Here is a 24,451-nt window from a genome sequence, read left to right as displayed (position 1 = left end):
CCGACATCATGGAACACTGCATCAATATCGTGCTGTACCGACTTCACAAGAAAGCGCCAATAATGCCTGAGGATATCCTTTACGACTACAACAACACCCTCGCATATCTGGAAAAAGTGGCAGAGGGAAAGATCGGGCTTATGCTGCCAAGGGCATTGGAGGAAGACATGGAAACACCCCGCACCAGGTTCAAGTTAACGGCAAACACTAAACGCAGTCACTAATGATACTCGATACCATAAAAGGCTTTTTTGGAAGGTCACAGCGGGCTGAACAGCCCACATCTGACCACCCGACTGAAGAGCAGAAGAAAAGGAAGCACGTCTATTCCTCGCCCCGTGAATACAGGGCAAACATGGAAGTGCAGAAGCTGGAAGATGCCATCAATATCGCCAACCAGCCACCGTATTTCAACCGGTCGGAACTGTACAAACTCTACCTTCAAACCGTCAAGGACAATAAGGTTTCAGCCGAGTTGCGTACCACGGTTGCCAAGATATTGGAAGAGCCTTTTGTACTGGTGGATGAGAAGGGCAATGTCAACAAGAAAAAGACCAACCAGCTGAAGAACGCCTGGTTCTTTTCCACTATGCGGGAGGTTCTCCGCACAGAGTTCTGGGGCGTGACAGTGCTTGACTTCTTCTGGCAAGACAATGGGGAGGTGGAAAGGGTAAAGGCTGCACCACGCTGGTCAGTCAACCCGCAAACAGGTATGGTGCTTTTTGACCCGAACAACCCAACTTTTGGGATACCTTACCGTGAGGAGCCATTTAGCCTGAATGTGCTTGAGTTTGGGGAAGTGGATAACCTTGGACTGCTGGAGAACATTGCCCGTGAATCAATCTGGAAACTGAATGCAAGGCGAGATATGGCACAGCACAGTGAGCAGTTTGCCATGCCTTGGACAGTTGGCAAGCTGGATGGCGCGGATGATGAGGAGGAGAATAAATTCATTGACAAGGTGGCCAATTCAGGAAGCAATAAGGTCCTGACAATCGATGTTGATGACGATGTCAACCTGATCTACGATTCCCGCTCCAAGCCGCATGAGATCTATATGAATATCCGGGAAGCTTGCAATGAGGAAATTTCATGGGGCATCTCAGGACAGACTGGCACCAGCTCAAGCCAAGCCGGAAGCGGATATGCAGAAGCCAAGGTACATGAGAACACCAGCAGTGCCTACAAGATGGAAAGGATGCGCAACCTCTCATTTGAGATCACGGACAGGATACTGCCTTTCCTGACCGAAAGGCAAGGACCTTATAACTTCAAGGGTTTACGCTTTGTGTTCTCTGCCTTGCTGGATGAGGAAAAAAGACCTGAGCAGGCAAGGGAAGCGGAAGACCAGAAAGAGAAGACACAGGAAGGCAAGAAAGAGAATATGCGTTTTTTTTCGGTAGCCCCTCAGCTGCACATGGCACTGGGGGGAATGGATGCGACTGCTGTTGAAACCTTTGACCTGTCAGAAGAAACAGACAAGTTACTTTCTGACCTGCTCAGTATTGCAAGGCTGATCTATGCCGGGGCTGATATCCCATTTCCTCAGGCAATGGTTTCCCGAACAGCCGGACTGCTTTGGGAAGGGGTGCAGGAAGGGTATGGCAAAAGCCTTGACTCAGTGGAGTACAACAGCCCGGACTTCAAGATGCTGGAAAGCCTGAAGGAGAATGTTTTTGTGTTTTCCGGATTTAAGACCTACCACCAGCTAAAGGAGGTCAGTGGTATGCTGATGGATCCTGATACTGGAGAGAAACGCCCATTCAACGTCTTCCGTGATGCGGTGGAGGCCGTTCATGGTCAGTACAACAAGAATTACCTGCGTGCCGAGTACAACAATGCTGTAGCTACCAGCCGAATGTCAAGCAAGTGGATGCAGTTCTACAAGGACAAGGACACCCATGTACTGAGGTATGAGACTGTTGGAGACGGAAGGGTAAGGCCACAGCATGCCAGACTGGATAATATCACATTGGAAATGGATGACCCATTCTGGGGCAAGTACTTCCCGCCAAACGGATGGGCTTGCCGATGTGATGTAAGAAAGGTGATGAAGGAACGTGCCGGAACACTTTCCAACTCTGCGGATGCCATGAAGGCAGGAGAGCTGGCAACGAACAATCAAACAATGTTCCGATTCAATCCTGCAAAAGATGGTGTGGTATTCCCTGACAATCATCCATACTATTCCAATGTACCGGCAAAGGAAGCTGGGGAAATAAAGAAGAAAGGCAAGCAACTCGCTGCCAAGGGTACACCTTCACCTAAACCGATGGGTACTCCTGTTTCTTCTGCATTCTCAAGTGTAAGCCGAAACATCAACAAGGAATACAAGGAGGCTCTTCGGGTACTGGACAGCATCCATGGTGATGGGGTGCTGGATCAGATACCATTCAAGGGAACCAGTCGCATGAATGCCTATGGTTATTTCCGTCACTATATCAACGGAACACCAATAGAGATAAAGATCAATACCACAGGTGACCACAAGGAGTTGACCATATGGCATGAGATCGGGCACTTCTTGGACTATCAGGCATTGGGAAGCAAAAACAGGTTTGAGACTGGCAACAGGACTGGCAACCTGATGAAAGACTTCTTTACGGCTGTTGATAACAGCAAAGCCATCAAGTCACTGAAGGAATCGCTTAACAGTGGGGTGTTGAATGGTGAGCCTATTTATGGGAATATGCGTAAACACCTTCGTTACCTGATCAGTAAAGATGAAATTTGGGCAAGGGCTTACAGCCAGTATATTGCCCAGGTAAGTGGGGAGCAACGCTTCCTTGATATGGTCAGGGTGCAGGCGGAGAAAACAATCCCATACCAGTGGAGCGAAGAGGACTTTGCTCCTATAGCGGAAGAAATCACCAAACTACTAAAAGCAAAAGGATGGATAAGAAACTAGAAAAAATCAGGGCCAAGGTTGAGAAAAACGAGCAACTGACAAGGGAAGAGGAAAAGCTGTGGCTAAAGCACACCACAAACCTTTCCGATTTGGAAATCGAGTTTATTCTGGATGGCAGCAAACCTAAGCAGGATACTGATCCAGACATTGACACAATTGCATGAGTCACAAAAACAAAATTGATAAGCTTCGCTCCAATCTGGAAAACGTACTCAGGAGACTGCCCGAAGAACTGGCAGAGATAGCACTGGACTATACTCTTGATGCTTTCAAGAAGGAAGCATGGGACGGTAAGCCGTGGCCTGAAAGGAAAAATGATGGGCAGCGTTCACGCCTATTTAAATCTGGTTCTTCAAGGGAGAAGGTCAGAAGCAAAAGCCGTGGTTTATTGGTTCAGTCTGGTGACCTCCGCCGGTCTGTCAGAATATTGAAAGTGGGAATAGACGGTTTTACCATCGGTACAGACCGCCGCTATGCCAAGGCCCACAATGAGGGGGATACCATTTCCCATCCCGGTGGAACACCTTACAAGATACTGACAGACAAAAAAGGTGATACAAGACTGGCTTGGATGCGAAAGGTCAATGCTGCCAACGCTTCGGGATTTACCAAGCCACACCCGATCAAGATACCACAGCGGCAGTTTATCGGAAAGTCTGAGGAATTACTCAGGGAAATGAGACAGCATTATATCAACCGTATAAGCGCAGTATTCAGATGAGCAGAAAACAATTATTCAAGACACTGGCAGAAACCATTATCTCAGGCATGCCTGCCATCAAAAGGGTGTCACGCTACAAGCGGCAATTTGAGGAGGACACCGATGAGAATACGGCATCCTTCCCATGGATTGCAGTACAGTTTGCCGATACAGGATACGAGAACCAAAGCAGTTGCGGGCAGAAAGCCAAAGCCGAGGTGATATTCCATATTTCACATGACGAATATAAGTACTCGTATATGGATCGCCTTGAGGGCAACACTTTCAACCATGAGGATGGCTTTGATGTGGATGACCTTTCAGACGAGCTGTGGAAACTTCTCTCCCACTCAGGAATGATGTTGGAGCGGATTGGTGATTCTGACATAAGGCAAGTTGGAAAGGTCAGAACCATGCAGTCTCGCTACAGGGTAACCTATGCAGTTTGTTGCTGAAGATAGCCACCTTCAGGCCTGTTACGGTAAATCTTGTAGATGGTATTGAATGAAAGGTCAAACTCCACAGCAGCATCCTGCAAGATATCATCGTAGCGGATATTGATATGGGTACGCAAATGGCGGTACCGATCGGCACGCTCCTGATACTTGCTGTTGATAAACTGACAGATACGCTCATAACGGCGAAGGGTATTGTTTCTTCTTACTGTTGCAGACATAAAAAAATCATGTTTTAGTACACCTTAAAGTTAATATATTTTCTTAATCGTTTAAACAGTTTTATAATGAAACCATTTAAAGAGACGAAGTTCGGCAAAGCGCTGATCTCATTCGGCAACGGTGTAATGGGTGGGTTACCGCTCCTATCTGTTGTAGTTCCTGATGTTGTACGAAGCTCCAAAGGCTTGACCAAGGAAGGTCAGACGGACTGGGTACAGCTGATTACAACTGTAGTCACCGCTCTGGCTGCCATTGCATTGGTATTGGGCAAGATCACACCTGAGCAATACCAGCTGCTGATTGGTAGCTAATAGAGCAAAAAAAAACACCTTACTACAAAGTGCAGAAGGTGTTGTCCCTATCAATCAAAATGAGTTTTTACCTATGAATTTTCCACGACTCATAGCGTATATGTTTAATCGTTATGTCCTTTCTAAATATAGCTTTTTTTATTTATAAATTCTTTCAAACGACTAAGCAATTATACAAAATGATCAAAGGGATACTTACACGCTTGCAAGATGATGGTGTACAGACACTTGGCCGTCTACATGTTTACAATGGCATTGACCAACTGATGGAAGCCTGTACACTGGAGTTGTCAGACAAGAGCAACCAAAGAAACATCAGCTGCATTCCGAGGGGCACTTACACAGTAACTCCACGAAAAACAGAGAAACGAGGCTGGCACTTTGAAATCACGGGAGTACCTGGACGTACCTTTATCCTGATCCATCCGGGCAACTACTACACCCATATCCAAGGCTGTGTGCTGCTGGGTGATAAGCATGTGGATATTAACCGAGACAACAGGAAAGACGTTGCCAACTCCACTAAAACCTGCAAAACTCTATGGGACAGTATTGGTCAGCAAGAATGGCAACTACAAATCATTTAAAAAGTAACCAGCTATGAATAACACAATCGTAAGTAAGATGATGCTACTCTCTGTTCCGCTGTTTGCCAATATGGACCTATTGCAAGTGCCAGTAGCAGAGTTTGAAGGATTAACCGCTTTTGTAGGAAAATTGACGTTGGATACAGCCCTTATTCTTGCAGTAATTAGACTTGATAAGCGCAATCAGGAAAAAGATAAGCAGATTCAGCATATGTTTGAGAAGATGCTAGAATCTAAGAATTGATTGATAATGGGTTTGTATTGAAGCATAAAAAAGCCCCGGTTTTGCCGGGGTCTGTACTATGTTTTTACTGTTTTAATTTAAACTCTTCTAAATCAACTCTTTTTTTAAGTTGTTCAAAAGCTCTTTCATTAGACCTCTTAATTGAGTATCCTATAGCACCCTTTAACCATTTCTTAAAACCGAGCTGTTTATCTTTTGGTAGATAATTATCCAATACTCCTTGAGTTGTGATCCTCTTATCTACATAAGTTGAAACAAACCCATCAGTGTAATTATTTAGATAATCTTTTTGTATATCTGCTAGTGTATATTCGATATCCTTCAATTTTTTAAAGTATTCCACTTTTAACTCTTCCTCTTTCTTCAAATAACTATTTTCGAGCTCTTGTCTTTTATGAGCGTACTCCTTTTCAAGTATAGCTATTTTAGTTTCAAGTGAGTCTTCTTTTAACTCTAGTTGCTTTGTTGTCAACTCCAAAAGCTTAGCTTCAACCTCTTTTTTCTGAGTAGAATTATTATATACGATTGTTGAAATAATTGTGAGGGCAGCAAATAAAGTGGATGAAATAAGTGACAAAAAGGTAGCCTTCTTATAAAAAGGCTTTTTGATTTCATCAATTTCGGCTTGTAGCTTTAGAGCTTCTAACTCCTCTTTTGAGTGGTATTTGTTCTTTAGTTCTGTTTCTGTAATCATTGTTTGGGTTTAGCTAAATAGTTGATGTTAGACTAAATTTACTAATAAAATAAATCATAAGTCTTGAGGGAGAATGAACCTCACAATATTTTATTAATCTCCTCTGAGTCAAAAATACACTTCAGGACACTTCTCTGCGGGGATAGTGATCATGGGTAGATTGAACATAAAAATGATTTAGATAAAAAATTGTATAAAAACACTTCTAATATAGAAATAATCCAAATCATTGAAATAAAAAAGCCCCACTTTATATGGTGGGGCTATTCATTTAAAATGGTTCGTTAAAGTTGTTTCCCTTCTCAATTAACTCTGTTCTTTCAGCTATTGGGACAAAGTTCTCAACCTTCTCACAAAGTTCAGGAACAGTATCAGCTTCTAACATTACTCCATGTTTCAACGCACAATGTCGCTCTTCTAACCATGGTTTATAATGATACTCCCAACCTAATTCCTTGATTCGTGCAAAAGCTGGTTTAATTACATTGTGATAGTGGGAATTCTTAAATGGTCTTACATCAGTCATCACTTTCTATTTCCTCTTAAAAAAGTATACATTTATTAAACTATCATCATTGATTCATATTGTACAACTACTACTTCAAATGATTCATATTTGAACATCTCTTTAATTGCTTCTTAAAATTTTCCGTGAAGCAATTCTGGCTTGATTTCACCCATCTGCGTTTTGTTTAATGGGCAGGTGAGAAACCTGCCCGGTTAGATATAGTTGTAGATTTATGATCTGTTTCGAGCCACAGCTATTTATCTTCAATATCAAAGTATCCGATTATAGCCCCTAAGCCAGTGACACTACCAATACCATAGAGGACTTCAGCTTTATAGCTTGGTTCAAAGTCACAATTGACAAACTTGTACACACACCGACAATAGCCAAACACCATTAACAGAGAAATTAGCACTGATATCCCACTAAGAATTCCAGTTATACACATCCTATTCGAATAGTTCTTTTTAATCCTTTCTTTATGTTTTTTTCTATGCGTTTCCATTGCGTTATCTAATCTTAATTGAAAGCCTGATTTTTTCATGGTTATATCTATCTAGTTTTTAATTGATCTGTGTCTCTTACTCTTTGTGTCTTCCCAATCCGCATAGAATGGGACAGTCTTTCTTTTGTAAGCCTTGTATTTGGCTTCAATCTTCAATGCCTTGACTCTGTTTTCTGCTTGCTCAAGATTGTTGGCGGGGAATTCAAGTATTTCGCCTTTTGATGTTTCGAATAGGAATGTTCTCATCAGTTATTGGTTTTCATTTTATGGTGCATTGTTATGCAAAAGAATAGGTACCATGCCACAACGGGCATCACTGCATTTCCGAGTGAGCCAACTCTGTCCAGTTGATTGGGAAGGTCATTAGACTTTCCATAGGTACGGGGTTGGGGTATATCCCGTCTGTTTTTCCATCCCGGATATATTCGTGATAATTGCCCCGATACGTTGAACTTCCGAAATACCTGTGTTTTGCTGCTGCATTCTGACAGCTCTTCACTGGAGTAGGCAATACAATAGATTCGTTGCCTACCCTGTTGAATTCCAAATGTTGTACCTGATAGACATTGCCATTCCGCATCATACCCGATTTTGGAAAGGTCCGCAAGCACTCGTTCGAATCCCCGAACAGTGAGCATTGGACTGTTCTCAATGATGACGTACTTGGGTCGTACTTCCCCAATAATGCGATACATTTCGGACCATAGTCCACTACGTTTTCCTGTAATTCCTTTACCTTTTCCAGCAATTGAGATGTCCTGGCAAGGAAATCCTCCGCTGATGATGTCGACTTTTTCCGGGTAGCTAAGTTTTGTGATGTCATCGTATTGCTTTGTTGAGTTAAATCTTTCTTTGAGTACTGCTCTTTGAAAAGGTTCTATTTCACAACTCCATACTGTCCTGATGCCTGCCAGCATCGCCCCAAGTTCAAACCCTCCAATTCCTGAGAATAAGCTTCCATGTGTCATTTCTGATAGGTCTTTTCCTGAAACCTGATGCACCCTGTATTTTTCCGCTCGATCATAAGCATGACAAAGGCATTGTACAGGTTCCAGTTGTTTTTGATATAAGCGTTTCTGAAGTGTTTCCATGTTCCTGTGTTGACCTCGCCTGTAGCTGGGTTGACTACCTCAAGCATTTCAGCCAAGGCAAGGTCTGTCAGGAGTGTTGAGGTGTCAGCCTTGCGCATAGAGGTTTGCTTGAGCGAACAGTGCGTGAATAAACTTCCTGCCTTTCTCTGTCCAGACGGTGGTCATGCGGGTTTCATTCTCACCATTGGAGCGTTGTATGACTGTAGTCGTGGTTTTGGTGTAGCCTCTGTTCTGGTACTTGGCATAAAGCACCCATGTGCCATTGCTCTTGTGCTGAATCTCCAAGTCATGTAGCTTCCTGTTTAGGGTCACAGCTGACATGCCTAGTTCCTTGGCTATCTGGGTTGTGACGTAGGTTGACTTGGATTGCAAAACCTTGTCATGGTAGTCAGCCTTTGGGCTGAGCAATTTGACTTCTGTCTGTAGTAGCTGTTTTTCCTCTTCTGCCTGCATGGCCAGCTTCAGGATCTCATATCTGGATAGATTGGCAGGTTGTGCTTTCCGCTCCAGCTGTTCCCATCTCAGTACCAGATGGGCTCTAGCCTCATCATTGAACTTGGTTGCCACATAAAGGGACTCGGTTTTGTTGAGCTGATATTCTGGTCTTCTTTGACCTTGAGCATCGGCATAGGACCCGAGCGCAAATTTGCGCCCGTTGATTTTTTGCCATGCAGGCTCCATATTTCGGATGGCTTTCATGACATCCTTATGCTGTTTACCTGTCAGTTCCGCAATCTCACGGCTTGACATCTTTTGTTCGTGATTGATTTGTTGTAGTTGCATCGTTACTTTTTGATTGAAGGTTTAAACATTTGCCACTGCTTCTTCCCAGTGACCCAAAAGGATTTCCGTAAGCTTCTTTCCACCAACCCGCTTGAGTCCATTCTTTTGTTTTTCTAGGCTATCCCGGAAAAACTCCCGGCTCAGTCCTGTGACTGTATTGCGGCAGGTCACTAGCTCCTTGTCAATTGCTACCACGTAGTAGTAGGCTCTGCCTCTGATCTCATTGTTCCAGAAGGTCCTTTTGACAAAGAGGTCTTTTTCCTGTATTTCGATCTTGCGTGTGATCATCGGTTTTGTGGGTTATTTCCTGTAAGATTCTGTTTGGTCCAGTGGTACGATGTTGACCATTTCACTCAGGCGGTCTACCATTCTGAAGTCATACCGTTCCCTGATTTCCTCCATGGAGAGGTTGGTGGTGAAATGACTTTTAAAGCCGTTTTCCTTGAACACTCGATGTCGGAAGTAGATGATGTCGTTCATGGGCATGATCGTGTTGCCATACCGCTTTATTTCGCCTTCCAAGCCAAAGTCATCAAAGATCATGTGTTGCTTTTTTCGGTAACCCTCCGTGAAGCTGTCATTGGACATGGCTTCCATCCGGATATCGTGGCAGTAGTAGAGCTTGGCATTGAAGCCGTTGAAACGCTGCCGGAAGTGCTTCATGACACTGGTCTTGCCGATACCTGGCGCTCCTGACAGCAGCAGTCCTTTGCTGGGGTCGATACTGTACTGCTCACAGAGGGTTTTATACCCAAGACTGTAGGCGGTCATCATGCCATAGAGCTCCTTTGTCCAGTCATCCAGTTGCCCATACAGCTTTTCAGCTTCAAGGCACATGTTCCACCAGCACTTTCGGGCATACTGCCTTTCCCTTTCTTTAACCTGCTGAGCCGTTAATGGCCCTGATGCCTCTTGGCTTGGCTTGCCTGTTTCGCTTGCTCCAGTACTCTTCCTCTGTTTGCCAAGCATTGCCTTTGCATGCTGCAGTGCTGCCAGATCTCTTAGCTGTTTCATGTTTGTCGAATTTGAAATGATCGATGAAGCGATTGATGTCTGCCCTCAGGTGGTTGTCATCCTTCCAGCTCTTTTGCAACCTGTCCTCTGCAAATGCTGCCAATGCCTTGTCCCGTCCAATGTCTCCTTCGCACCTGTCGGAAAGTCGGTGATGCAGCAGGTTGTACTTGTCCTTGAAGTAGGCCACGATGTCTTCCACCGGCTGACCGTCCACAGAGTAGCTGGCATCCTGAAGGGGGGTGCTGCGCAACTGGGGGGTAGACTTTTTCGGCAGAGGGTTTTGGCTTGAAGAGAGAGGGACCCTGTTTGCTTTTGGAAAATCGGATTTCACTCGCGCGCGCTCTTCTCTCTCTATACTTTCAGTATTTAGTATATCAGTATTTAGTAGGGTTGGATTTTCCTGCGTAGGATTTTCCAATTCAGGATTATCCATACTTGGCTTATCCATATGTGGATTATCCATACATGGCAAATCCAACGCAGGTCTTTCATTGAAGTCCCATGATTCTCGGGTGTACTGCCCGTTCGCATCACGCTTCTTGACCTTCTTGGCATAGCCGAATTTCACAAGGTTGGCAATGCCCGTCCTTACTGCGTCTATGCCGTCCCTTGAGTGGCTGGCAATCTCCTTGATGGAGAACACCCAGTCGTTCGGGCGTGAAAGGCAATACACCAGAATCCCTACTTCCTTATAGGATAGGTTTTGATCATAGATGAATAAATTGTCCAGAATGGTGTAATTGCCATTCTTGGGAACTCGATTGACACACATATCAGTTATCCAGTTAGAATTTAATGATCTATGGGGCAGGTAGACTCGGGAACCTATTTGCCCCATTGTTTTTGTTACAGATTGCGATTTTTCGATTTACAGCTAACGACCTGACCTCTCGAAATGAAGGGGAGATGGTTACCTTAGCTGATGGGAGTAGCTGCCCATTCTCCTAATTTTTTGGATAGGCGATAACGGGGCTTCGTGTACGCTACGTTATTCGATTTTTGAGGCATGCCTAACATCTGCATCATCTCACTCATAGAAATATCCGCAGCACTTACGGGAGTAGCCTCAAACGTCATTTCTCTTTCAGTCTCATCTTCCCACAGGTCAGCACCGTAACCGGGCCACTCATTCTTCGCTTTGCATTCCTTGTAAAGTTCCAGCAGCTCCTTGTACTTTCGCTCGCCACGTTTGAGGATGGTATCATCCACCTCAATCAATGACCAGGCATAAGGCGGCTCTTTTTCCACTGCGAGGAAATAGAATTTCATTCCCTCTTCCCACAGTCCTGCAGCTTCAGCAGCAGCCTTGTAAAATGCTGCCTGACGGTCATAATCATAGGCGAATGTGGCTTTACGCTTGAACTCTTCAGGCTTGGCGCTGGCAGCAGTCTTGAGGTCTAGTACAAACTTCCCTTTCACCACCATATCCAGCTTGGACTTGCAGGGCACACCTTCCATCTCAAAGAAGATTTCATGCTCCAGTAGTGTATCTTTCCTGAAAAAGTTGAGATGGTAATCCAGTGTATCACATTTACTGAGTGACTCAGCCAAATCCTTAGCCTTGTCGGCTTCATCCTGACTGATCAGCTGCAAGCCAGCTTCCAAGGCTTCAGCGTTTGCTGCCTTGCCAACCTTTGTCCTGCCATCCTGCTTTACCGCCCATCGCTTGTCCACCTTATGGGGCTCCAGCACTTTCTCATGCAGGTATCTGCCAAAGTTCATAGGGTTAGTATCCTTGTCCAGATCACCATCAAGGAATGCCTTGAAGTGCATCGGGCTTTGTTTCAGGTAAGACAGGGAGCTATTGCTCACCCTGTCTTTGATGCTGTAATAGTCTTGTTTTTGTGTCATTTGATTACAAGTGGGTTAATGCTGTAGTTGTGGATATTCTTGTCACCCTTGACTATGACGCCTTGATAGGTCACAAGCCATGCGGACTTTTGGGGTTGCCTGTAGCCAGTGATAGTATTCGCCTTCTTGTTGTATTGCAGAAAGAAGTTGACAATGCTTGCCCTTGCTGTGGAAACAATTCTGATCTGGGTCTTCTGTGTGCTGTCCACATAGGCTTCCGCAAACTGTACATAGGGAAGTGTCAGTACATCCTTGTTTCCGTATTTGGACTCGAAGGTGCAGAAGTCATGGCCCATAAACATCAGGCGTCTTGACTCATTCATTGAGGTTGGGTTCCAGACGTCACCCGACATATTGAGCGGTGCGGCTTCAGCGTCCTGCATGGTTTGCAGTACATCATCTGCATTGGTCAGGTCTGCCTTTACCTGATTATCCAAATTGATTTTGGTAGCTGCTACTTGATTAGCTTCACTTCTAATTTCTTGCAGCTCATTCTTTTGCTCTGGGGTGTTGTTTTGCTCTTTCATATTTAAAAAGATTAAATCTGTGAATGTGAATAGTAAATAGTATGCGATGCCTGCCAGCACCAGCATAAGCGGGATGACAGAAAACATGCGTAATGCCCTGTTATCTTTTTCGTCGTAGTAGTCCATCAGTGATTGGGTTTAGTATTTCAGCTTAGTCGAGGTATTCCTCAAGGATTGTATGTTCCAGCTCCTCCAGTGTGCCACACCTTTGAGCCAGTCCTGTAATGTTCATCATCATGCCCTCAGGTAGCCACACCGGACGACCTTTCAGCATCTCAATTGTTATATCGGGACCACATCCGGGATGTCCTGAACCATCAGCATAATAGGTTACTTCAGGCTCGCCATGTTCTATTACACAATCGGCAATAAGATCCCATTCTGCTCCGCAAATGCTTGCGGTCAGTTCGACGGTTGTGACTATCATAAAGTGATTTTCTACAGTGTTATACTACTGCATTTGTCTTTTGCGGTTTTGAAACTCAGCCTCTGCCCTCATCTCAGATATACACTCTCCCCTGTACTGTCTGTAATGATTGGATAAAGCTGTCTTGACTTCTTCTAGGTCGTACCTTGTTTGCTTTGGACCACCTGCTGTGTAAAAAGGAATTACTCCCTTATGCTTTAATTGGTAGACACTCCCCACACTTCGACCTAATGCCTCGGCCAACTGTGGAGCTGTCATGCATCTCTCGTCTATCATGATTGGGATGTTTCTGTAATTTGTGATGTTGATAGCTTAGAACACCTTGGCGGACGGTTATCCGTCACAACCAGTTCATAGATGTAATCGGTCATTGTAAGGTTTCTTGCCTTAGCCTTTTCCTTGACCATTTCATGGAAACTTCTAGCTACTGTCAGGTTAAGCCTCGTGTCAGGTTTTTCTTTGATAATTACAGCCATAGTTTTACATTCGTTTACCGTTTTACTTCATGCGCTTGTATTGCGCTTACTTCATTACAAATTTGGAAATAATTATCCACATCATCAAATTTTCGTGGATAATTGTTCACGTTTTTTTTCATATGATTATAAACAGAATAGGTAAACTCATTGAAAATGAGGGGATAAGCGCAAGATCTTTTGAGCAGAAAATTGGCTGTAGCCAAGGTATGATCAGCAAAGCTTTAAGGAACAATTCAGACATACAAGCAAAGTGGCTTCAAAATATAATGGATAATTTTCCACAGTATGATGCAAATTGGCTCCTTACAGGTCAAGGCAATATGCTCAAGAACCCTCCTGAGATAGCAAACCTTCCAGTGTATAAGAATAGCATAGATCAGCTTCTATCCAATGAGAACATCACTATCATGATGTTTGCCAAGAAAATAGGAAAGGAAGCTCAAGATGTTACAGATGCATTGAACTCAAAAGAGGACTTCCTCCCTGCTGAGTTTATGAAACCTATCCTGGAGCAGTACCCTAACTATAATCCAGAATGGTTGGCAACTGGTATTGGGGAAATGGTAAGAAGTGGGCTGTCTATCCAGCCAAGGAAAGTAGGAGCTTGTGAGGAGTGTGTAAAAAAAGAGGAAGAGCTTGGAGAACTGAGATTCAAAGTAAAGCTACTAGAATCGGAAGCTAAAAGCCTTGAAGAAGAAAACAAGTACCTCAAGAAGACCATACAAGACAAGGAAATGATTATAGAGCTACTGAAGGAGAAAAGCTCTTAGAAGAGACATTAATATATAAGAAAAGCCCTTCAGTGATGAGGGGCTTTTTCATTTCTTGACAGACAACATATTACTTTGCTTTAGGTTTTCTCGCTTTGTTCCTATTGTTCTGGTACATCAAAAAGGCAGCTTGCCTTGCTTTTGGTGTCTGTCCTTCAAATTCTCGAGTACCGATATAATCATGGAACAGCTGGTCAATCTCTTTAGGGCTTATTTTACTCATTATTGGTTAAAAAAATAGAATTGATACAAGATTAAGCATTAGCAAAGTACAAACACCTAAATAAAATGTCAATATTTTAAACATTTTCAGATGTAAAATTCGACAAAACAAGATAAAAACCTTACAAAATCGACTAAAAGGTAGATTAAAACACGAATTGTTTATTTTTTTAACATTAATGACAATGGAAAAGCCACCCCTTTAAGGGGTGGCTCAGAATAGCTTATCTTTATATACCTGCTAATGTTCCTGATAAAGGAACTCCAATTCATTCCCATGCTCAAATAGGACAATAGAATGTTGCTCGACAATTACACTGAATACTTTGTCCCTACAATTTGAACAAGACTGAACCTGTAAAAGTCCAAAAATTGATATCACTAGGATTCCCTATTTCATTTATCCAAATTAAGTAGTTCCTGTAATCTGTCAGGGTTAAGTGTTGAATAGTCTGAACCTTGATTAGATAATTTCTCCCAACCCTTCTCTAGTGCACACCAGAAAAGTTCATGTTCTGTTTCACGTAGTTCATTGAGATCAAATGTTCTTTTCAATCATTTCACCTGTTGAACTAAAGAAAACTGCATCACCCTTATCTTCACCTTCTTTGGGAATTTTCGATTTCAAGATATTTATAAGATTGTTAGAGTTATCTAGACTTGACAACTCCTGAATGGAATTCCACTTGCATGATTTATATATATTGTTGGCGATAGTACTTCTACTATCTTGCAATGCTCTGCAAGTATTGATATTGACTATCTAGAAGCGTACATTCGATGTCTCTGTTACGAATTAACAATTCAGCATATTTAATTGCACTTTCTTTGGTTGGGAAGACTTTATAAATTTCGCCCCAGCCAATTCTCCTTTTCATTGTTTCAATTTCCAGAATGATGCCTGTACTTGGTTCACAGAAAGTCAACACATATTGATTAACACTTAAAGTAGTTTTTTTTAATTCTGTTTTATCAACGTGAATCAATCTTACTGTATCCTCCCACACTTTTGATATTTGCTTTCTATAGTTAAAAATATTGCAGTGATAGGTTGTAGTGATTTCCTTGTACTGAATTAAAATGATTCCCTTTTTGCTATCTATTCTCAGTTTACTTTCTATCTCAACTGGATGTGAAATGCTTATCGTTGCTGATGAGTAATCACCTTGAATCTCTTTCTCCTTGAACCGATCAGGTATCATGTCAAGATACGGATTCATGTATTCGAGTAACCATTTTGTAGGATTCATTAATAATGTCAATAATGCTCGGTATACAGTAAACGACTCGACTAAAAAGCATTTCAAAGAACTTACCTTCCGTCTGCTAAATAGCCACAAGTATTTTGAATTTTTTTCAATCTGTGACGGGCTTTCTTACACGCAACAACCTAGCAATTTCATCAATAACGCTATGCTTTTTCAGCCTTTGTTAGCTATGTTTTCATTTCACATAATATTCATAATACGTCATCATTGTTGTATCATATGAATTACCTTTTTTATTTTCAAAATGATAAGTGATTTCAAAGCTTAACTCTTTCTTTTCCAAAGAAGCGTCTGTATCCTTATTACCTACAACATAAATATCAGCTGAATGATTATTTATCAATTCATATTCATATATATTGTTCTTAATTTGTCTACAACAATTATTTCCTGTTTTAATTTGAACATCTAAACTAAGATTTTCATAATTTGCTAATTCTTCTAGCATATCACCATTTTCAAGAGAAATATTAATTTTTCTAGTCTCCCCTTTTTGCAGAGTATCTCCATTAAATTCAATTGGCTCTAGTCTTAATAACAAATTCTTTTCAATAGAAAATTTTTCAGAACTTTTAATTATTGAATCTCCATATTCATTATGGGCAAGACTATCTTTTTTTTGACATGATATGCAAGCAAAAAGAAATATTAAAACAATTTTATTCATTTGTATATTATACTAATTACAGCTAAGGGTTTGGCTAAAAAGCGTTTCAATACTTTTTAGGTGATGTTGTAAGTCTTTTTATTCTATTATTCGTTTAATCCGTTCATGTGTTTTTATATATCCCCATGGAAAAAGTCCTTTTACAGATGTTAAATGAATTCGTGTATTTTTAGAAGGAATATCATAAAAGGATGATTCTATTTCAGACAGCAACTTTCCTATATATCTACTCCCTGAGTAAAAAGTATAATAGGATAGTAGCATCAGTAATATTAGAGTTATGAACACAAATATTAATAGGTATTTTATTACTGGATTTTGATTTAAATTAGTCATTGCACCTCCTGTCATTAACAAAAAAATCAGACTTATCTGAATCGACAATACTAATAAAGCCCACTTTGATATTTTAAACAGTTTTTTCATCCGACTAACTTTTAAGGACGAATAATCTTTAACTTTAAATAGTAATTCATCTGATACAGTCTCCATCCATATAACTTGAAATAGTAAAAAAGGAAAAGGAAAAAAATGAACAATCAAAGGAAACTTACTACTCTGTTTAAAAACAACTCCCTGAAAGAAAAATAATAATACTCCTATAATCAAAGGAGAATAAACAATTGAATAGGATGAGTAAGCGCTTCCTTTTAAAACTTTATTAACCACAAATTTTTTCATATTTGGTATTTAGTTTTATGATTTACAACGGCTCGAATATGCGTAGTTCGGGATTTCAAGGCACTCCACTGTCAAACCGATACATTGTTTATTAAATGCTTTAATGTTCAAATTCACAAAATCACCCCGCATTACGTATATTTATTGTTGCCTACAGTACTTTTTGTTTATGGTATCATTACTTATATTCTGAATACTACCATCTATATTTAATTTATACTTTTCATCAATTTCAAGATGAGAATAGCCTTCAATTGGATTTCCTTCTTCATCCAAACATTCAACATCGTCAATGCGCTTTATTAATAATGTAGAATCCCTGATTATGCCCCTATAATCCCAACTGCCTTCCCAATCGTTTCCAAATCCTGAAATAAATTCAATTTGACCTAAAGATTTAAAAGTAGAGTCAATCATTGTTAAAGCTAAAAAATTTGTAATTTGATCACAGTCATATTGTTGTCCATAAATTATGCATGGATAGAATTTTCCAATATTGGGTTTTACACTTAATAAATATGAAGATTCTAATAAATAAATTCTACGAATTTCTTCTCCAAATTTCGTAGAATCCAGACAAATTAAATTTCCAATTTTAAAATCCTTTAAATAAAACTCTGATTTACTATTTTCTGGAGCATTTTTAATTAAATCTGCCCAAGATTCTAAGGAAATCTCTTCATTTTCTAATGAATTGACTTCAACTTTTTCATTAGTACTTTTTACAGGTTCTGCAACTGATTTAACTATTTTCTGTTCGTCCTTATTATTTGAGCTATTCATGCAAGAAATGAATAACAAAACTGGTATTAAAGCTAAAAAATATTTCATCTGTTTCGATCTTTTGTATTGTAGGCAACGCTCTGGCTATGCACCGTGGCGTGTTTAAGTTCGTATTCTGTTTCGTTTATCTAAGTAGCGAATTCTTTGAATTCGCGGGGCTTGTAAGTAACCACAAACCTACCGTAACCCACTGACACGACATGGTATCATAGCCCTTGTTGTGTGTATTTTACATGTTTTCTAAAAAATCAGATACTTTTTTAAGACCTTGATTTTCGGCAACGTTTTTCAAAGATGAAATATCTAACTCTAAATGAATCCCTTTGTTTTCCATGAAATCAATGAATTTTTCGGGTTGGTTAGTTTGAAGAAGCCTATAAGGGTAAATTCTATTCTCCTGTATTTGCCATGGTTTTAAAGTGACACTTTCTGATTTAGGTTCATGAAAGTTGTAATCCTTATTATCGAATTGAGCTTGATTTTTAGCACTTATATCTTGAAGGATTTTTTTGTAATTAAATCCTAATTCTTCATGTGCTTCCTTAAAATCGTCATCAGATCCAACGTATCTGTTCTTGTGAAAAATAAAACTAATGCCATGTTCTGGGTCTATTTGTGTAGAACCAAACGAAAGCAGTACATATGCATAGTTGTCTTTATATATATTCGAAATAATAATTCTTCCGGGGTATAATTCCTTATCGTAAAGTTCTTTATCGTTCTGATTTGTTGGGATTTGCTCTTGATCATCATCAACTAACGAGTTAAATGTAGGGATGAATTTTTCTTTAAGAGCTTGACAAATCCCTGTCAATATTTCACCTTGATTTGAAATTAGATAGTTAACTGAGTTGATCTGTTCTATTTCAGGATTTGGGTTTTCGTCCTTAACATCATTTATTCTACAATCGATTTGATCACTCGACAGTAAATCTAGTTTAAGTTTGAACTCCCAATCACCAACAAAAGTGAATTTTTCCATGTTTAAAGAGCCTATTAGTATTGATTTCTAAATGTTACACACAACACCAAGCTATCGTTTGTTCAAGCTTGATCCTTCTCAATATAGTACTAATCCAAGATTTAATAAACTGATAGCACATGTTATAAGCTGTTTTACAGCGTTTCTTTGGTGAGGCACAGTGTGTGAAAGTAAAACAGGTACCGTCGGGAATTCCTGCTCCTGCTACTTTGTTCGATCCGGCTTTTTCTTTACGCTAGAAGGGAGTATTAAAAAATGAAACGGATAGTGTTTGAGGCTTTGGCTAAACTATCGGCCGTTTCTCCAATGTACAAGCCGGCACGAAACCAGTTTTGGAGCTACTCTTCTGCTAAGGAGATGCTATTCATTTATCGGCGTAAGGTGGTTTTTGTCCTTTAATTGCGTTAGCTTTTCTGCATACGCTGACAGGTTATCAGCTTTTTTTACCTGCTACCTTCCGCTTTCCGAAAACACGTTTTCTCAAGGATTCAGGCGGAAAGTAAAAAACCAAACCCTTTGGGTCTGGCACAGAAAAAGCTAAGTTGTATATTTTACTTAAAAACCACTTTGCGGATGCCATTACTTACCTCCTTGCTAGCCACCTCTCCACCAAAACGCAGGACTTTCCGAATAGCTTATAACAATTGAATATAGTGCACAGTGGTATATAGCCCGTAAAATCAGGGGGTAAAAGCATCATGGTTGATATTCGCACTGTATCAAAAAGTCTTTTAATCTAATCGATTCTTGATTTTATTCAAATTGTTCATTGTACATATGTGTGTATTTAAGATTGCATTTTTCCTTTATCACTAAATTACAGACAGTTATCAAATTAGAATTTTAGAAGTTAATTTCTTTCCACTATAAAGCACTTGGTAATTTGACCACACATGTGTTATCAGTCAGGAAGTAAAGTTCTACTGGGTAGGTTGGAAACGGATGTGATATTTCAAGACCATATCATAAAACAAAAAAGCCAAACCCTAAGGGTCTAGCTCTGAAATTTTCGTATAAGACTTATGGTAGTATTATATTATTGAGGAGAAATACTGTAAGCTTATGGCTCACGGCGTCTACTCGATTATAGGCTGGCATTTTTTATTTTATTTTCAATGAAGTTCATACTTCGGTTATAATTATCCTTGTTAAGAAATTTGTTATAATACCTAGGTGCATTTCTTATAGCCAAAAATTCAATAAATTCTAACTTTGTAAGTTCGAATATCGTTTTATTTGCCCATGTATAAGCATAACTTGAATTATTACGATTTACTTCTTCGTATTCCTTTATTAGATAGTAATTTAAGCACTTATTTTCTTCTACAAGAGATTCGAGTCCAAACGACAGGCGTAATGACTGAAATCTTCTAATAAGAGCTTTTGGGTATTTTTTATATCCAAATAGTTCATCACGAATTATCTCGTCGCAAAAACAATTATCGTAATCTTTTACAACACCAGCTAATATATTACTACCGTATCCAATTACTATTTCTTGTATTGTTGATTTATTGATATGATGTGGATAAACTGTAGTGTAGATATCCATTAAGCTGTCAGGAATATTTTTTGTATTTTCTACTCTAAGTGAAAATGTTATCAATTCGTCTTTATCATCAAATAGCCGCCAGCTATACTTGAAGCCTAAGAAGGCTATAAGTAAGACAATTAATCCAATTAGTAATATTTTAATAACCTTGTTAGCCATTTAATATTCTCTATTCTTGTTTATCTATAACACCTAGTATAGTGTGTGTGTTCTGGCAAAGGTCGGCTCGACCGTAACGTCTCGAAATGCACCTATAACCGATGTTGTAGTTATTTTTTTATTTTTCGTTTTCTAGAAGAGTGCTCCGTAAAAGTAGAATCTTGATCTAATTCAATTTTACAAAAATCCCGATAAGTTCTTAGATCTATGATACATGAATCTCCATCTATAAGCATTTTTTCTCTTCCTCTTACTCTTCTATTTTCTACTTTGAACAAGACTAATGTATCTGCTACAACTTCATAAAACCCCTTTACATTATAAGGTCCTCCATGTCCGACTACTGACAATTTAAATTCACCATCAATAAATTGATATAGGTAACTAGTATCAAAATATCCTCCAGAATAACAACCTTGAATATTAACAGGCTTATTAGCTGAAATAAATAGCACAAACAATGCTATTGTTAAAGTATTCTTGGTAACATTCAAAACTCATTTATTTAACTACAATGACTAAACTATAGTGCATGTGTGCCGGCAAAGGTCTAGTCGACCGTAACGTCTCGAAATGCACCTATAACCGATGTTATGTTTTTCTTTTAATTATTCGATGAATGAAGAAATCAACTATAAAAGCCTTATCTCAATATTTGAAATGTTTTCATTTTCAAGAATTTCAGCAACCTTGTCAGTGCAAACATTCAAGAGGGTGCCGTCTAGGTTAAAGAAATCTGACCCATCCCACGTATTTATGTCAAATTCAAGTTTTTTTGAGTTATCGATGTTATTAATAATTGGCCCTGCTTTTCCATTAACTATAAACCAATAATAACTACCTTTTAATTCATCACATAATGGCTCTAAAATACTGTATCCTTTTATTTCATTCCTTCGAAGTATTTCAAGAACCCTATTACTTATTAAAAAATGAGATCCTACTCCATAAATTTCAACTATATCATATTCTATATAACCTTTAATAACTTTAAGAGGAGTTTCATCTAGGATTTTAGACTGTTCGAATAACGTCTTGTACATAGTAAAGCCATTAATCTTACTAGCTTGTAATACAATAGCATCTTTATCTCTTAGTGCGGTTAGTTCATAAAAATTCAATTTCTATATAAATTATTGGTAAGGAATTAAATATAATGATTAGTATATGGCAAGTAGGGCACAAGATCCAGATAAAGTATCAAGTTTGTACTGAGCCAAATCAACGATTTGGTGGTGTTTGTAAATAGGTTTAAACTTTCGTTAACCACAGAACGCCCTATTTGCTATATACAGTGTTGTGCATAGTTTTATTTATTTTCAAGTTTTAATTTTCTGTATTCGTGTATTTCTTTTAGTCCTTTTATCAGTCCAAATATTAGAGGAGTACAGAGAATCAACAGTACTACATTTTTGTATGGCATTTCAGATTCTTGAATCAGACCAAGTATTCCAATTGTTAGTATTGGTATAATAGTCAATGTCATTCCGATATAAAACAGGTGATTTTTCTTTTTTTGTATACCATAAATTATCAATCCGAAAACAGTCAAGGCAGGAATTAAAATAAGAACCGATATTATTCTTCTTGTTTGAATCGCATTGTCCATGTCTGTTCGCATTGGTTCAACGATTCCTCGAGTAACATCGTCAGAAACGTCTGTTGGAATACCAACCCACAAATCTCCAATCCAAATTATTAGGATTAAAATCCAGAGTCCAACAGTTATAAACTTTAATACCTTTGTCATTCGTCTTCTATTAAGCACAACGCCTCTTGTATGGTTCGTTTGCTTCCCGCAGGGAGCATATGAACTATACAAATTGTTAGCTATTCTCTTATTTTCAATTTATAGTATCCTTTAATTTCATAGCTACCAGCGTATTCTCCTTCATTTATTTCTCTATAAAGTTCATTTAATTCATTTTTTTCGGAAACTTCTCTGGCTATGGTTGCAAAATCCTGACCTTTTAAAAAGGAATGGTATATTGGATTATCGTCGCCCATAATCCAACATTCATTTGCTCCAAATTCATTTCCAATTTCTTTATAAACTTCACATAGTTTTTGTCCAATTTTTGGATAAAATTTTATCGCTAAAAAAGCTCTTATCAAACTCCATATTTCAAAACCACTTTCTCCGAACCGCATAACTAAGCCTTTAGACAATTCAATAGCAGCATTAATGTCAGGTAACTTTGGTCGTTCTCTTATTTTTATATCGTCAAGATACCATTGTGAACCAAAATCAGGTAATTCGGGAAACCCTTCGGATAGAGTTGCTTCATAATATTCTTTTATGGAATAATACTCTTGTTTCTCAATTTTTCCAATCAGCTCATCCAACTTTTCATTCAATTGAGTGTAAGGGAAAATAGCAATTAGGTTTACTCCCATAATTTTGTTCTATTGATAGCTAACAATTGTATATAGTGCACAGTGATATATATTCCGTAAAATCAGGGGGTAAAAGCACCATGGTTGATATATGCACTGTGTCAAAAACTACTTTAATCTAGTGGATTCTTGATTTTGTTCAAATTTTCATCATAACATATATTTAAATTCTATAATAAGTTTCAAAAAGATTTAATATCTAAACAGTATCTACTGTAATATATCTGGTAACCTCTCAACACTCTGTCTTTTCTTCTCACTAATCACTTTCGCATATCTCATAGTTGAATTTATATTTTTATGTCCCATCAATTGCTGAACCGTATAGATATCAACCCCACGTGTGATTAACCAAGTTGCAAAAGTATGACGGGCAACATGAAAACTGATTGATTTGGAGAGACCTGCCTTTGTTGCAAGTTTCTTTAAATGCCAATCAATCCGTGATGTAGTAAGATTATCCGAAAACACTTTTCCATGCTTACGCTCCCCTAGTAGTCTTAATGCTGTACTGTTCAAAGGCAGGTAAACTCTATCTGTTGTTTTCTTCTGTACCATTGTAAGTCTGTCCCCTTCAATCATGCTCCAATCCAGTCGCCTGATATCACTGATTCTTAATCCAGTGTAGCAACTGAACAAGAACGCCCTCATTACTTCTACCTCTTCCCCATCTGGCTTAACCGAAGCAAGTTGCTTCAGCTCGGACTCTTCAAGGTATCTGATATCCTTTTCCTCGACCTTTTTCTTCTCTATAAAAGTGGCAGGATTTGAGCCTATGATTCCTTCCTTTACTGCATAATTCATCACAGTACTGAACTTGTTGTATCGCTCGTTTGCTGTGCTCTCCTTCAGGCTTTCAGACAACAGCTTCATCAGTCGCTCACAGGTATAGCGGTCTATATGACTAATACTTATCTTGTCTATACCAAGACGCTGCGCTGCCTCAAACATGTACTGGTAGTTGTTAAGGGTATTCTGGTTGCTGACAAAGGAAATGCGAAGCTGGTATACTTTATCAAATGTCATATTCGACTCAATGACACCACCCCGCTGCACGGTGACCATCTGCCGCTCCCTGTCAAGTGCGTACTGTCTGGCCAGCTCCTTCACCTGCTTGTTGTGCCTACGTTCTTCCTGGTCTTTCGGGTTGTCAAAAGTGTACAGCTTCAGATAGTCTTTTTTTCTGTAGCCATCTTTTGAAATATCCAAGTAAAGGTGAGACCTTCCACCTGAGATCTTCTTCAATCTTACTTTAACACTCATATTATACACTGTTAGTTGTCAAAAAAATAGGGACATATTAGGGACGTCCCCGTATAAAATTAGTCCCAATTGTGTATAATATAGTAAAATTAAACAAGGCAAAATAAGCTCTTAGGATATTAAAAAAGGAGGTTATGTTAATGGAGGGGTATAGAGGATACTTTGTTCATAAGTTTCTGTTATTTCATAGTTCAACAATGAGCTGTAGAATGATGAGATTTTGTGTAGTTAAAATAGTGCAGTGTGCTATTGGCTACTGCTTTTAACTTATCAATTCATATTAGTTAGTTCGAATTTTGCTTTTGACAGACTTCAAATATAAGGTCTTTTAAGTGAAATCCTGAAAGTGAATGGCAGTTAATTGGTTACAAATAAAAAACGGACACCAAGGGTAATTCCTT

At 39.4% G+C, this 24,451-nt stretch carries 37 protein-coding genes; 10 read left to right on the top strand and 27 right to left on the bottom strand.

Features of this window, described 5'->3' with window-relative positions:
* Nucleotides 1-8: 8 nt before the first annotated feature.
* The 5 genes from V6R21_RS11690 to V6R21_RS11670 are packed head-to-tail and all read left to right on the top strand — an operon-like array spanning nucleotide 9 to nucleotide 4,063.
* Nucleotides 9-224 carry a phage protein Gp36 family protein gene (locus V6R21_RS11690; protein WP_334243792.1) on the top strand — a complete coding sequence of 72 codons (216 nt, stop codon included), beginning with the start codon at nucleotides 9-11 and terminating at the stop codon, nucleotides 222-224.
* Nucleotides 224-2,908, top strand: a complete 2,685-nt coding sequence (locus V6R21_RS11685; protein WP_334243791.1) for a phage portal protein family protein — start codon at nucleotides 224-226, stop codon at nucleotides 2,906-2,908. The genes V6R21_RS11690 and V6R21_RS11685 overlap by 1 nt, the downstream gene beginning before the upstream one ends.
* Entirely contained in the window at nucleotides 2,893-3,072 is a 180-nt protein-coding gene (locus V6R21_RS11680) for a hypothetical protein (RefSeq protein ID WP_334243790.1), read from the top strand. The genes V6R21_RS11685 and V6R21_RS11680 overlap by 16 nt, the downstream gene beginning before the upstream one ends.
* Complete coding sequence (locus V6R21_RS11675; protein WP_334243789.1) at nucleotides 3,069-3,629, top strand: phage virion morphogenesis protein; 561 nt, start codon at nucleotides 3,069-3,071, stop codon at nucleotides 3,627-3,629. Before V6R21_RS11680 ends, V6R21_RS11675 begins: the two co-directional genes overlap by 4 nt.
* The gene (locus tag V6R21_RS11670) at nucleotides 3,626-4,063 is read left to right on the top strand and encodes a hypothetical protein (RefSeq protein ID WP_334243788.1); all 438 of its coding nucleotides are present in this window, start codon (nucleotides 3,626-3,628) and stop codon (nucleotides 4,061-4,063) included. The genes V6R21_RS11675 and V6R21_RS11670 overlap by 4 nt, the downstream gene beginning before the upstream one ends.
* Here the strand turns inward: V6R21_RS11670 and V6R21_RS11665 are convergent.
* Nucleotides 4,045-4,284, bottom strand: coding sequence for a hypothetical protein (locus tag V6R21_RS11665; RefSeq protein ID WP_334243787.1), 240 nt, complete (start codon nucleotides 4,282-4,284; stop codon nucleotides 4,045-4,047). The genes V6R21_RS11670 and V6R21_RS11665 overlap by 19 nt on opposite strands.
* A 66-nt stretch (nucleotides 4,285-4,350) precedes the next feature.
* Here V6R21_RS11665 and V6R21_RS11660 point away from each other — a divergent pair, with 66 nt between their 5' ends.
* From V6R21_RS11660 to V6R21_RS11650, 3 genes are all read left to right on the top strand, one after another.
* Nucleotides 4,351-4,596, top strand: coding sequence for a hypothetical protein (locus V6R21_RS11660; RefSeq protein ID WP_334243786.1), 246 nt, complete (start codon nucleotides 4,351-4,353; stop codon nucleotides 4,594-4,596).
* Between the two features lie 179 nt (nucleotides 4,597-4,775).
* The gene (locus V6R21_RS11655) at nucleotides 4,776-5,183 is read left to right on the top strand and encodes a DUF5675 family protein (RefSeq protein ID WP_334243785.1); all 408 of its coding nucleotides are present in this window, start codon (nucleotides 4,776-4,778) and stop codon (nucleotides 5,181-5,183) included.
* A gap of 13 nt (nucleotides 5,184-5,196) precedes the next feature.
* Complete coding sequence (locus V6R21_RS11650; RefSeq protein WP_334243784.1) at nucleotides 5,197-5,427, top strand: hypothetical protein; 231 nt, start codon at nucleotides 5,197-5,199, stop codon at nucleotides 5,425-5,427.
* A 64-nt stretch (nucleotides 5,428-5,491) separates the two neighbouring features.
* Here the strand turns inward: V6R21_RS11650 and V6R21_RS11645 are convergent, their stop codons facing one another.
* From V6R21_RS11645 to V6R21_RS11580, 14 genes are all read right to left on the bottom strand, one after another.
* A complete protein-coding gene (locus V6R21_RS11645) occupies nucleotides 5,492-6,121 on the bottom strand; it encodes a hypothetical protein (protein ID WP_334243783.1) in 630 nt (209 codons plus the stop codon).
* A gap of 271 nt (nucleotides 6,122-6,392) precedes the next feature.
* Nucleotides 6,393-6,647 (bottom strand): hypothetical protein, encoded by a 255-nt coding sequence (locus V6R21_RS11640; RefSeq protein ID WP_334243782.1) that lies wholly within the window; start codon nucleotides 6,645-6,647, stop codon nucleotides 6,393-6,395.
* Nucleotides 6,648-7,185: 538 nt separating this feature from the next.
* Nucleotides 7,186-7,380, bottom strand: a complete 195-nt coding sequence (locus tag V6R21_RS11635; RefSeq protein ID WP_334243781.1) for a hypothetical protein — start codon at nucleotides 7,378-7,380, stop codon at nucleotides 7,186-7,188.
* Nucleotides 7,380-8,102, bottom strand: coding sequence for a DNA cytosine methyltransferase (locus V6R21_RS11630; protein ID WP_334243780.1), 723 nt, complete (start codon nucleotides 8,100-8,102; stop codon nucleotides 7,380-7,382). Before V6R21_RS11630 ends, V6R21_RS11635 begins: the two co-directional genes overlap by 1 nt.
* Nucleotides 8,099-8,323, bottom strand: coding sequence for a hypothetical protein (locus V6R21_RS11625; RefSeq protein ID WP_334243779.1), 225 nt, complete (start codon nucleotides 8,321-8,323; stop codon nucleotides 8,099-8,101). The genes V6R21_RS11630 and V6R21_RS11625 overlap by 4 nt, the downstream gene beginning before the upstream one ends.
* Nucleotides 8,310-9,008 (bottom strand): phage regulatory protein/antirepressor Ant, encoded by a 699-nt coding sequence (locus V6R21_RS11620; RefSeq protein ID WP_334243778.1) that lies wholly within the window; start codon nucleotides 9,006-9,008, stop codon nucleotides 8,310-8,312. The genes V6R21_RS11625 and V6R21_RS11620 overlap by 14 nt, the downstream gene beginning before the upstream one ends.
* A 21-nt stretch (nucleotides 9,009-9,029) precedes the next feature.
* Nucleotides 9,030-9,296, bottom strand: a complete 267-nt coding sequence (locus V6R21_RS11615; protein WP_334243777.1) for a hypothetical protein — start codon at nucleotides 9,294-9,296, stop codon at nucleotides 9,030-9,032.
* A 12-nt stretch (nucleotides 9,297-9,308) separates the two neighbouring features.
* Nucleotides 9,309-9,779, bottom strand: coding sequence for a P-loop NTPase family protein (locus V6R21_RS11610; RefSeq protein WP_334244926.1), 471 nt, complete (start codon nucleotides 9,777-9,779; stop codon nucleotides 9,309-9,311).
* A 106-nt stretch (nucleotides 9,780-9,885) separates the two neighbouring features.
* A complete protein-coding gene (locus V6R21_RS11605; RefSeq protein WP_334243776.1) occupies nucleotides 9,886-10,794 on the bottom strand; it encodes a hypothetical protein in 909 nt (302 codons plus the stop codon).
* Between the two features lie 143 nt (nucleotides 10,795-10,937).
* Entirely contained in the window at nucleotides 10,938-11,873 is a 936-nt protein-coding gene (locus tag V6R21_RS11600; protein WP_334243775.1) for a PD-(D/E)XK nuclease-like domain-containing protein, read from the bottom strand.
* Nucleotides 11,870-12,526 carry a hypothetical protein gene (locus tag V6R21_RS11595; RefSeq protein WP_334243774.1) on the bottom strand — a complete coding sequence of 219 codons (657 nt, stop codon included), beginning with the start codon at nucleotides 12,524-12,526 and terminating at the stop codon, nucleotides 11,870-11,872. Before V6R21_RS11595 ends, V6R21_RS11600 begins: the two co-directional genes overlap by 4 nt.
* A gap of 25 nt (nucleotides 12,527-12,551) precedes the next feature.
* Nucleotides 12,552-12,827, bottom strand: a complete 276-nt coding sequence (locus tag V6R21_RS11590) for a hypothetical protein (RefSeq protein ID WP_334243773.1) — start codon at nucleotides 12,825-12,827, stop codon at nucleotides 12,552-12,554.
* 24 nt (nucleotides 12,828-12,851) lie between these two features.
* A complete protein-coding gene (locus tag V6R21_RS11585; protein ID WP_334243772.1) occupies nucleotides 12,852-13,103 on the bottom strand; it encodes a helix-turn-helix transcriptional regulator in 252 nt (83 codons plus the stop codon).
* Nucleotides 13,100-13,303, bottom strand: a complete 204-nt coding sequence (locus tag V6R21_RS11580; protein ID WP_334243771.1) for a hypothetical protein — start codon at nucleotides 13,301-13,303, stop codon at nucleotides 13,100-13,102. Before V6R21_RS11580 ends, V6R21_RS11585 begins: the two co-directional genes overlap by 4 nt.
* A 269-nt stretch (nucleotides 13,304-13,572) precedes the next feature.
* On the opposite strand from V6R21_RS11580, the gene V6R21_RS11575 reads away from it, so the two are divergent.
* Nucleotides 13,573-14,076: a hypothetical protein gene (locus tag V6R21_RS11575; protein ID WP_334243770.1), complete on the top strand. Its 504-nt coding sequence runs from the start codon at nucleotides 13,573-13,575 to the stop codon at nucleotides 14,074-14,076.
* A gap of 70 nt (nucleotides 14,077-14,146) precedes the next feature.
* Here V6R21_RS11575 and V6R21_RS11570 read toward each other — a convergent pair whose 3' ends face one another.
* The 6 genes from V6R21_RS11570 to V6R21_RS11545 form a co-directional block, all read right to left on the bottom strand.
* Nucleotides 14,147-14,299, bottom strand: coding sequence for a hypothetical protein (locus V6R21_RS11570; RefSeq protein WP_334243769.1), 153 nt, complete (start codon nucleotides 14,297-14,299; stop codon nucleotides 14,147-14,149).
* 724 nt (nucleotides 14,300-15,023) lie between these two features.
* Entirely contained in the window at nucleotides 15,024-15,518 is a 495-nt protein-coding gene (locus tag V6R21_RS11565; RefSeq protein ID WP_334243768.1) for a hypothetical protein, read from the bottom strand.
* Between the two features lie 223 nt (nucleotides 15,519-15,741).
* On the bottom strand, nucleotides 15,742-16,233 hold the full coding sequence (locus tag V6R21_RS11560) for a hypothetical protein (RefSeq protein ID WP_334243767.1): 492 nt from the start codon (nucleotides 16,231-16,233) through the stop codon (nucleotides 15,742-15,744).
* Between the two features lie 78 nt (nucleotides 16,234-16,311).
* Complete coding sequence (locus V6R21_RS11555; protein WP_334243766.1) at nucleotides 16,312-16,914, bottom strand: hypothetical protein; 603 nt, start codon at nucleotides 16,912-16,914, stop codon at nucleotides 16,312-16,314.
* Nucleotides 16,915-17,055: 141 nt separating this feature from the next.
* Complete coding sequence (locus tag V6R21_RS11550) at nucleotides 17,056-17,745, bottom strand: hypothetical protein (protein ID WP_334243765.1); 690 nt, start codon at nucleotides 17,743-17,745, stop codon at nucleotides 17,056-17,058.
* Nucleotides 17,746-17,926: 181 nt separating this feature from the next.
* Nucleotides 17,927-18,679, bottom strand: coding sequence for a DUF6985 domain-containing protein (locus tag V6R21_RS11545; RefSeq protein ID WP_334243764.1), 753 nt, complete (start codon nucleotides 18,677-18,679; stop codon nucleotides 17,927-17,929).
* Nucleotides 18,680-18,934: 255 nt separating this feature from the next.
* Here V6R21_RS11545 and V6R21_RS11540 point away from each other — a divergent pair, with 255 nt between their 5' ends.
* Nucleotides 18,935-19,078 (top strand): hypothetical protein, encoded by a 144-nt coding sequence (locus tag V6R21_RS11540; RefSeq protein WP_334243763.1) that lies wholly within the window; start codon nucleotides 18,935-18,937, stop codon nucleotides 19,076-19,078.
* A gap of 685 nt (nucleotides 19,079-19,763) precedes the next feature.
* On the opposite strand, the gene V6R21_RS11535 is transcribed toward V6R21_RS11540, so the two are convergent.
* The 6 genes from V6R21_RS11535 to V6R21_RS11510 all read right to left on the bottom strand — a co-directional run bounded on the left by V6R21_RS11535 (nucleotide 19,764) and on the right by V6R21_RS11510 (nucleotide 24,050).
* Nucleotides 19,764-20,390: a hypothetical protein gene (locus tag V6R21_RS11535; protein ID WP_334243762.1), complete on the bottom strand. Its 627-nt coding sequence runs from the start codon at nucleotides 20,388-20,390 to the stop codon at nucleotides 19,764-19,766.
* Between the two features lie 110 nt (nucleotides 20,391-20,500).
* Complete coding sequence (locus V6R21_RS11530) at nucleotides 20,501-20,884, bottom strand: hypothetical protein (protein WP_334243761.1); 384 nt, start codon at nucleotides 20,882-20,884, stop codon at nucleotides 20,501-20,503.
* Nucleotides 20,885-21,022: 138 nt separating this feature from the next.
* A complete protein-coding gene (locus V6R21_RS11525) occupies nucleotides 21,023-21,433 on the bottom strand; it encodes a hypothetical protein (RefSeq protein WP_334243760.1) in 411 nt (136 codons plus the stop codon).
* 266 nt (nucleotides 21,434-21,699) lie between these two features.
* Nucleotides 21,700-22,140, bottom strand: coding sequence for a hypothetical protein (locus V6R21_RS11520; protein ID WP_334243759.1), 441 nt, complete (start codon nucleotides 22,138-22,140; stop codon nucleotides 21,700-21,702).
* Nucleotides 22,141-22,220: 80 nt separating this feature from the next.
* Entirely contained in the window at nucleotides 22,221-22,787 is a 567-nt protein-coding gene (locus V6R21_RS11515; RefSeq protein WP_334243758.1) for a hypothetical protein, read from the bottom strand.
* Nucleotides 22,788-22,997: 210 nt separating this feature from the next.
* Nucleotides 22,998-24,050 carry a tyrosine-type recombinase/integrase gene (locus V6R21_RS11510; protein WP_334243757.1) on the bottom strand — a complete coding sequence of 351 codons (1,053 nt, stop codon included), beginning with the start codon at nucleotides 24,048-24,050 and terminating at the stop codon, nucleotides 22,998-23,000.
* Between the last annotated feature and the right edge of the window lie 401 nt (nucleotides 24,051-24,451).

It is taken from the genome of Limibacter armeniacum (genome assembly GCF_036880985.1).
Classification (GTDB): Bacteria; Bacteroidota; Bacteroidia; order Cytophagales; family Flammeovirgaceae; genus Limibacter; species Limibacter armeniacum.
Note: the sequence above shows the minus strand (reverse complement) of the source record. Positions and strands in the feature narration are given on the sequence as shown.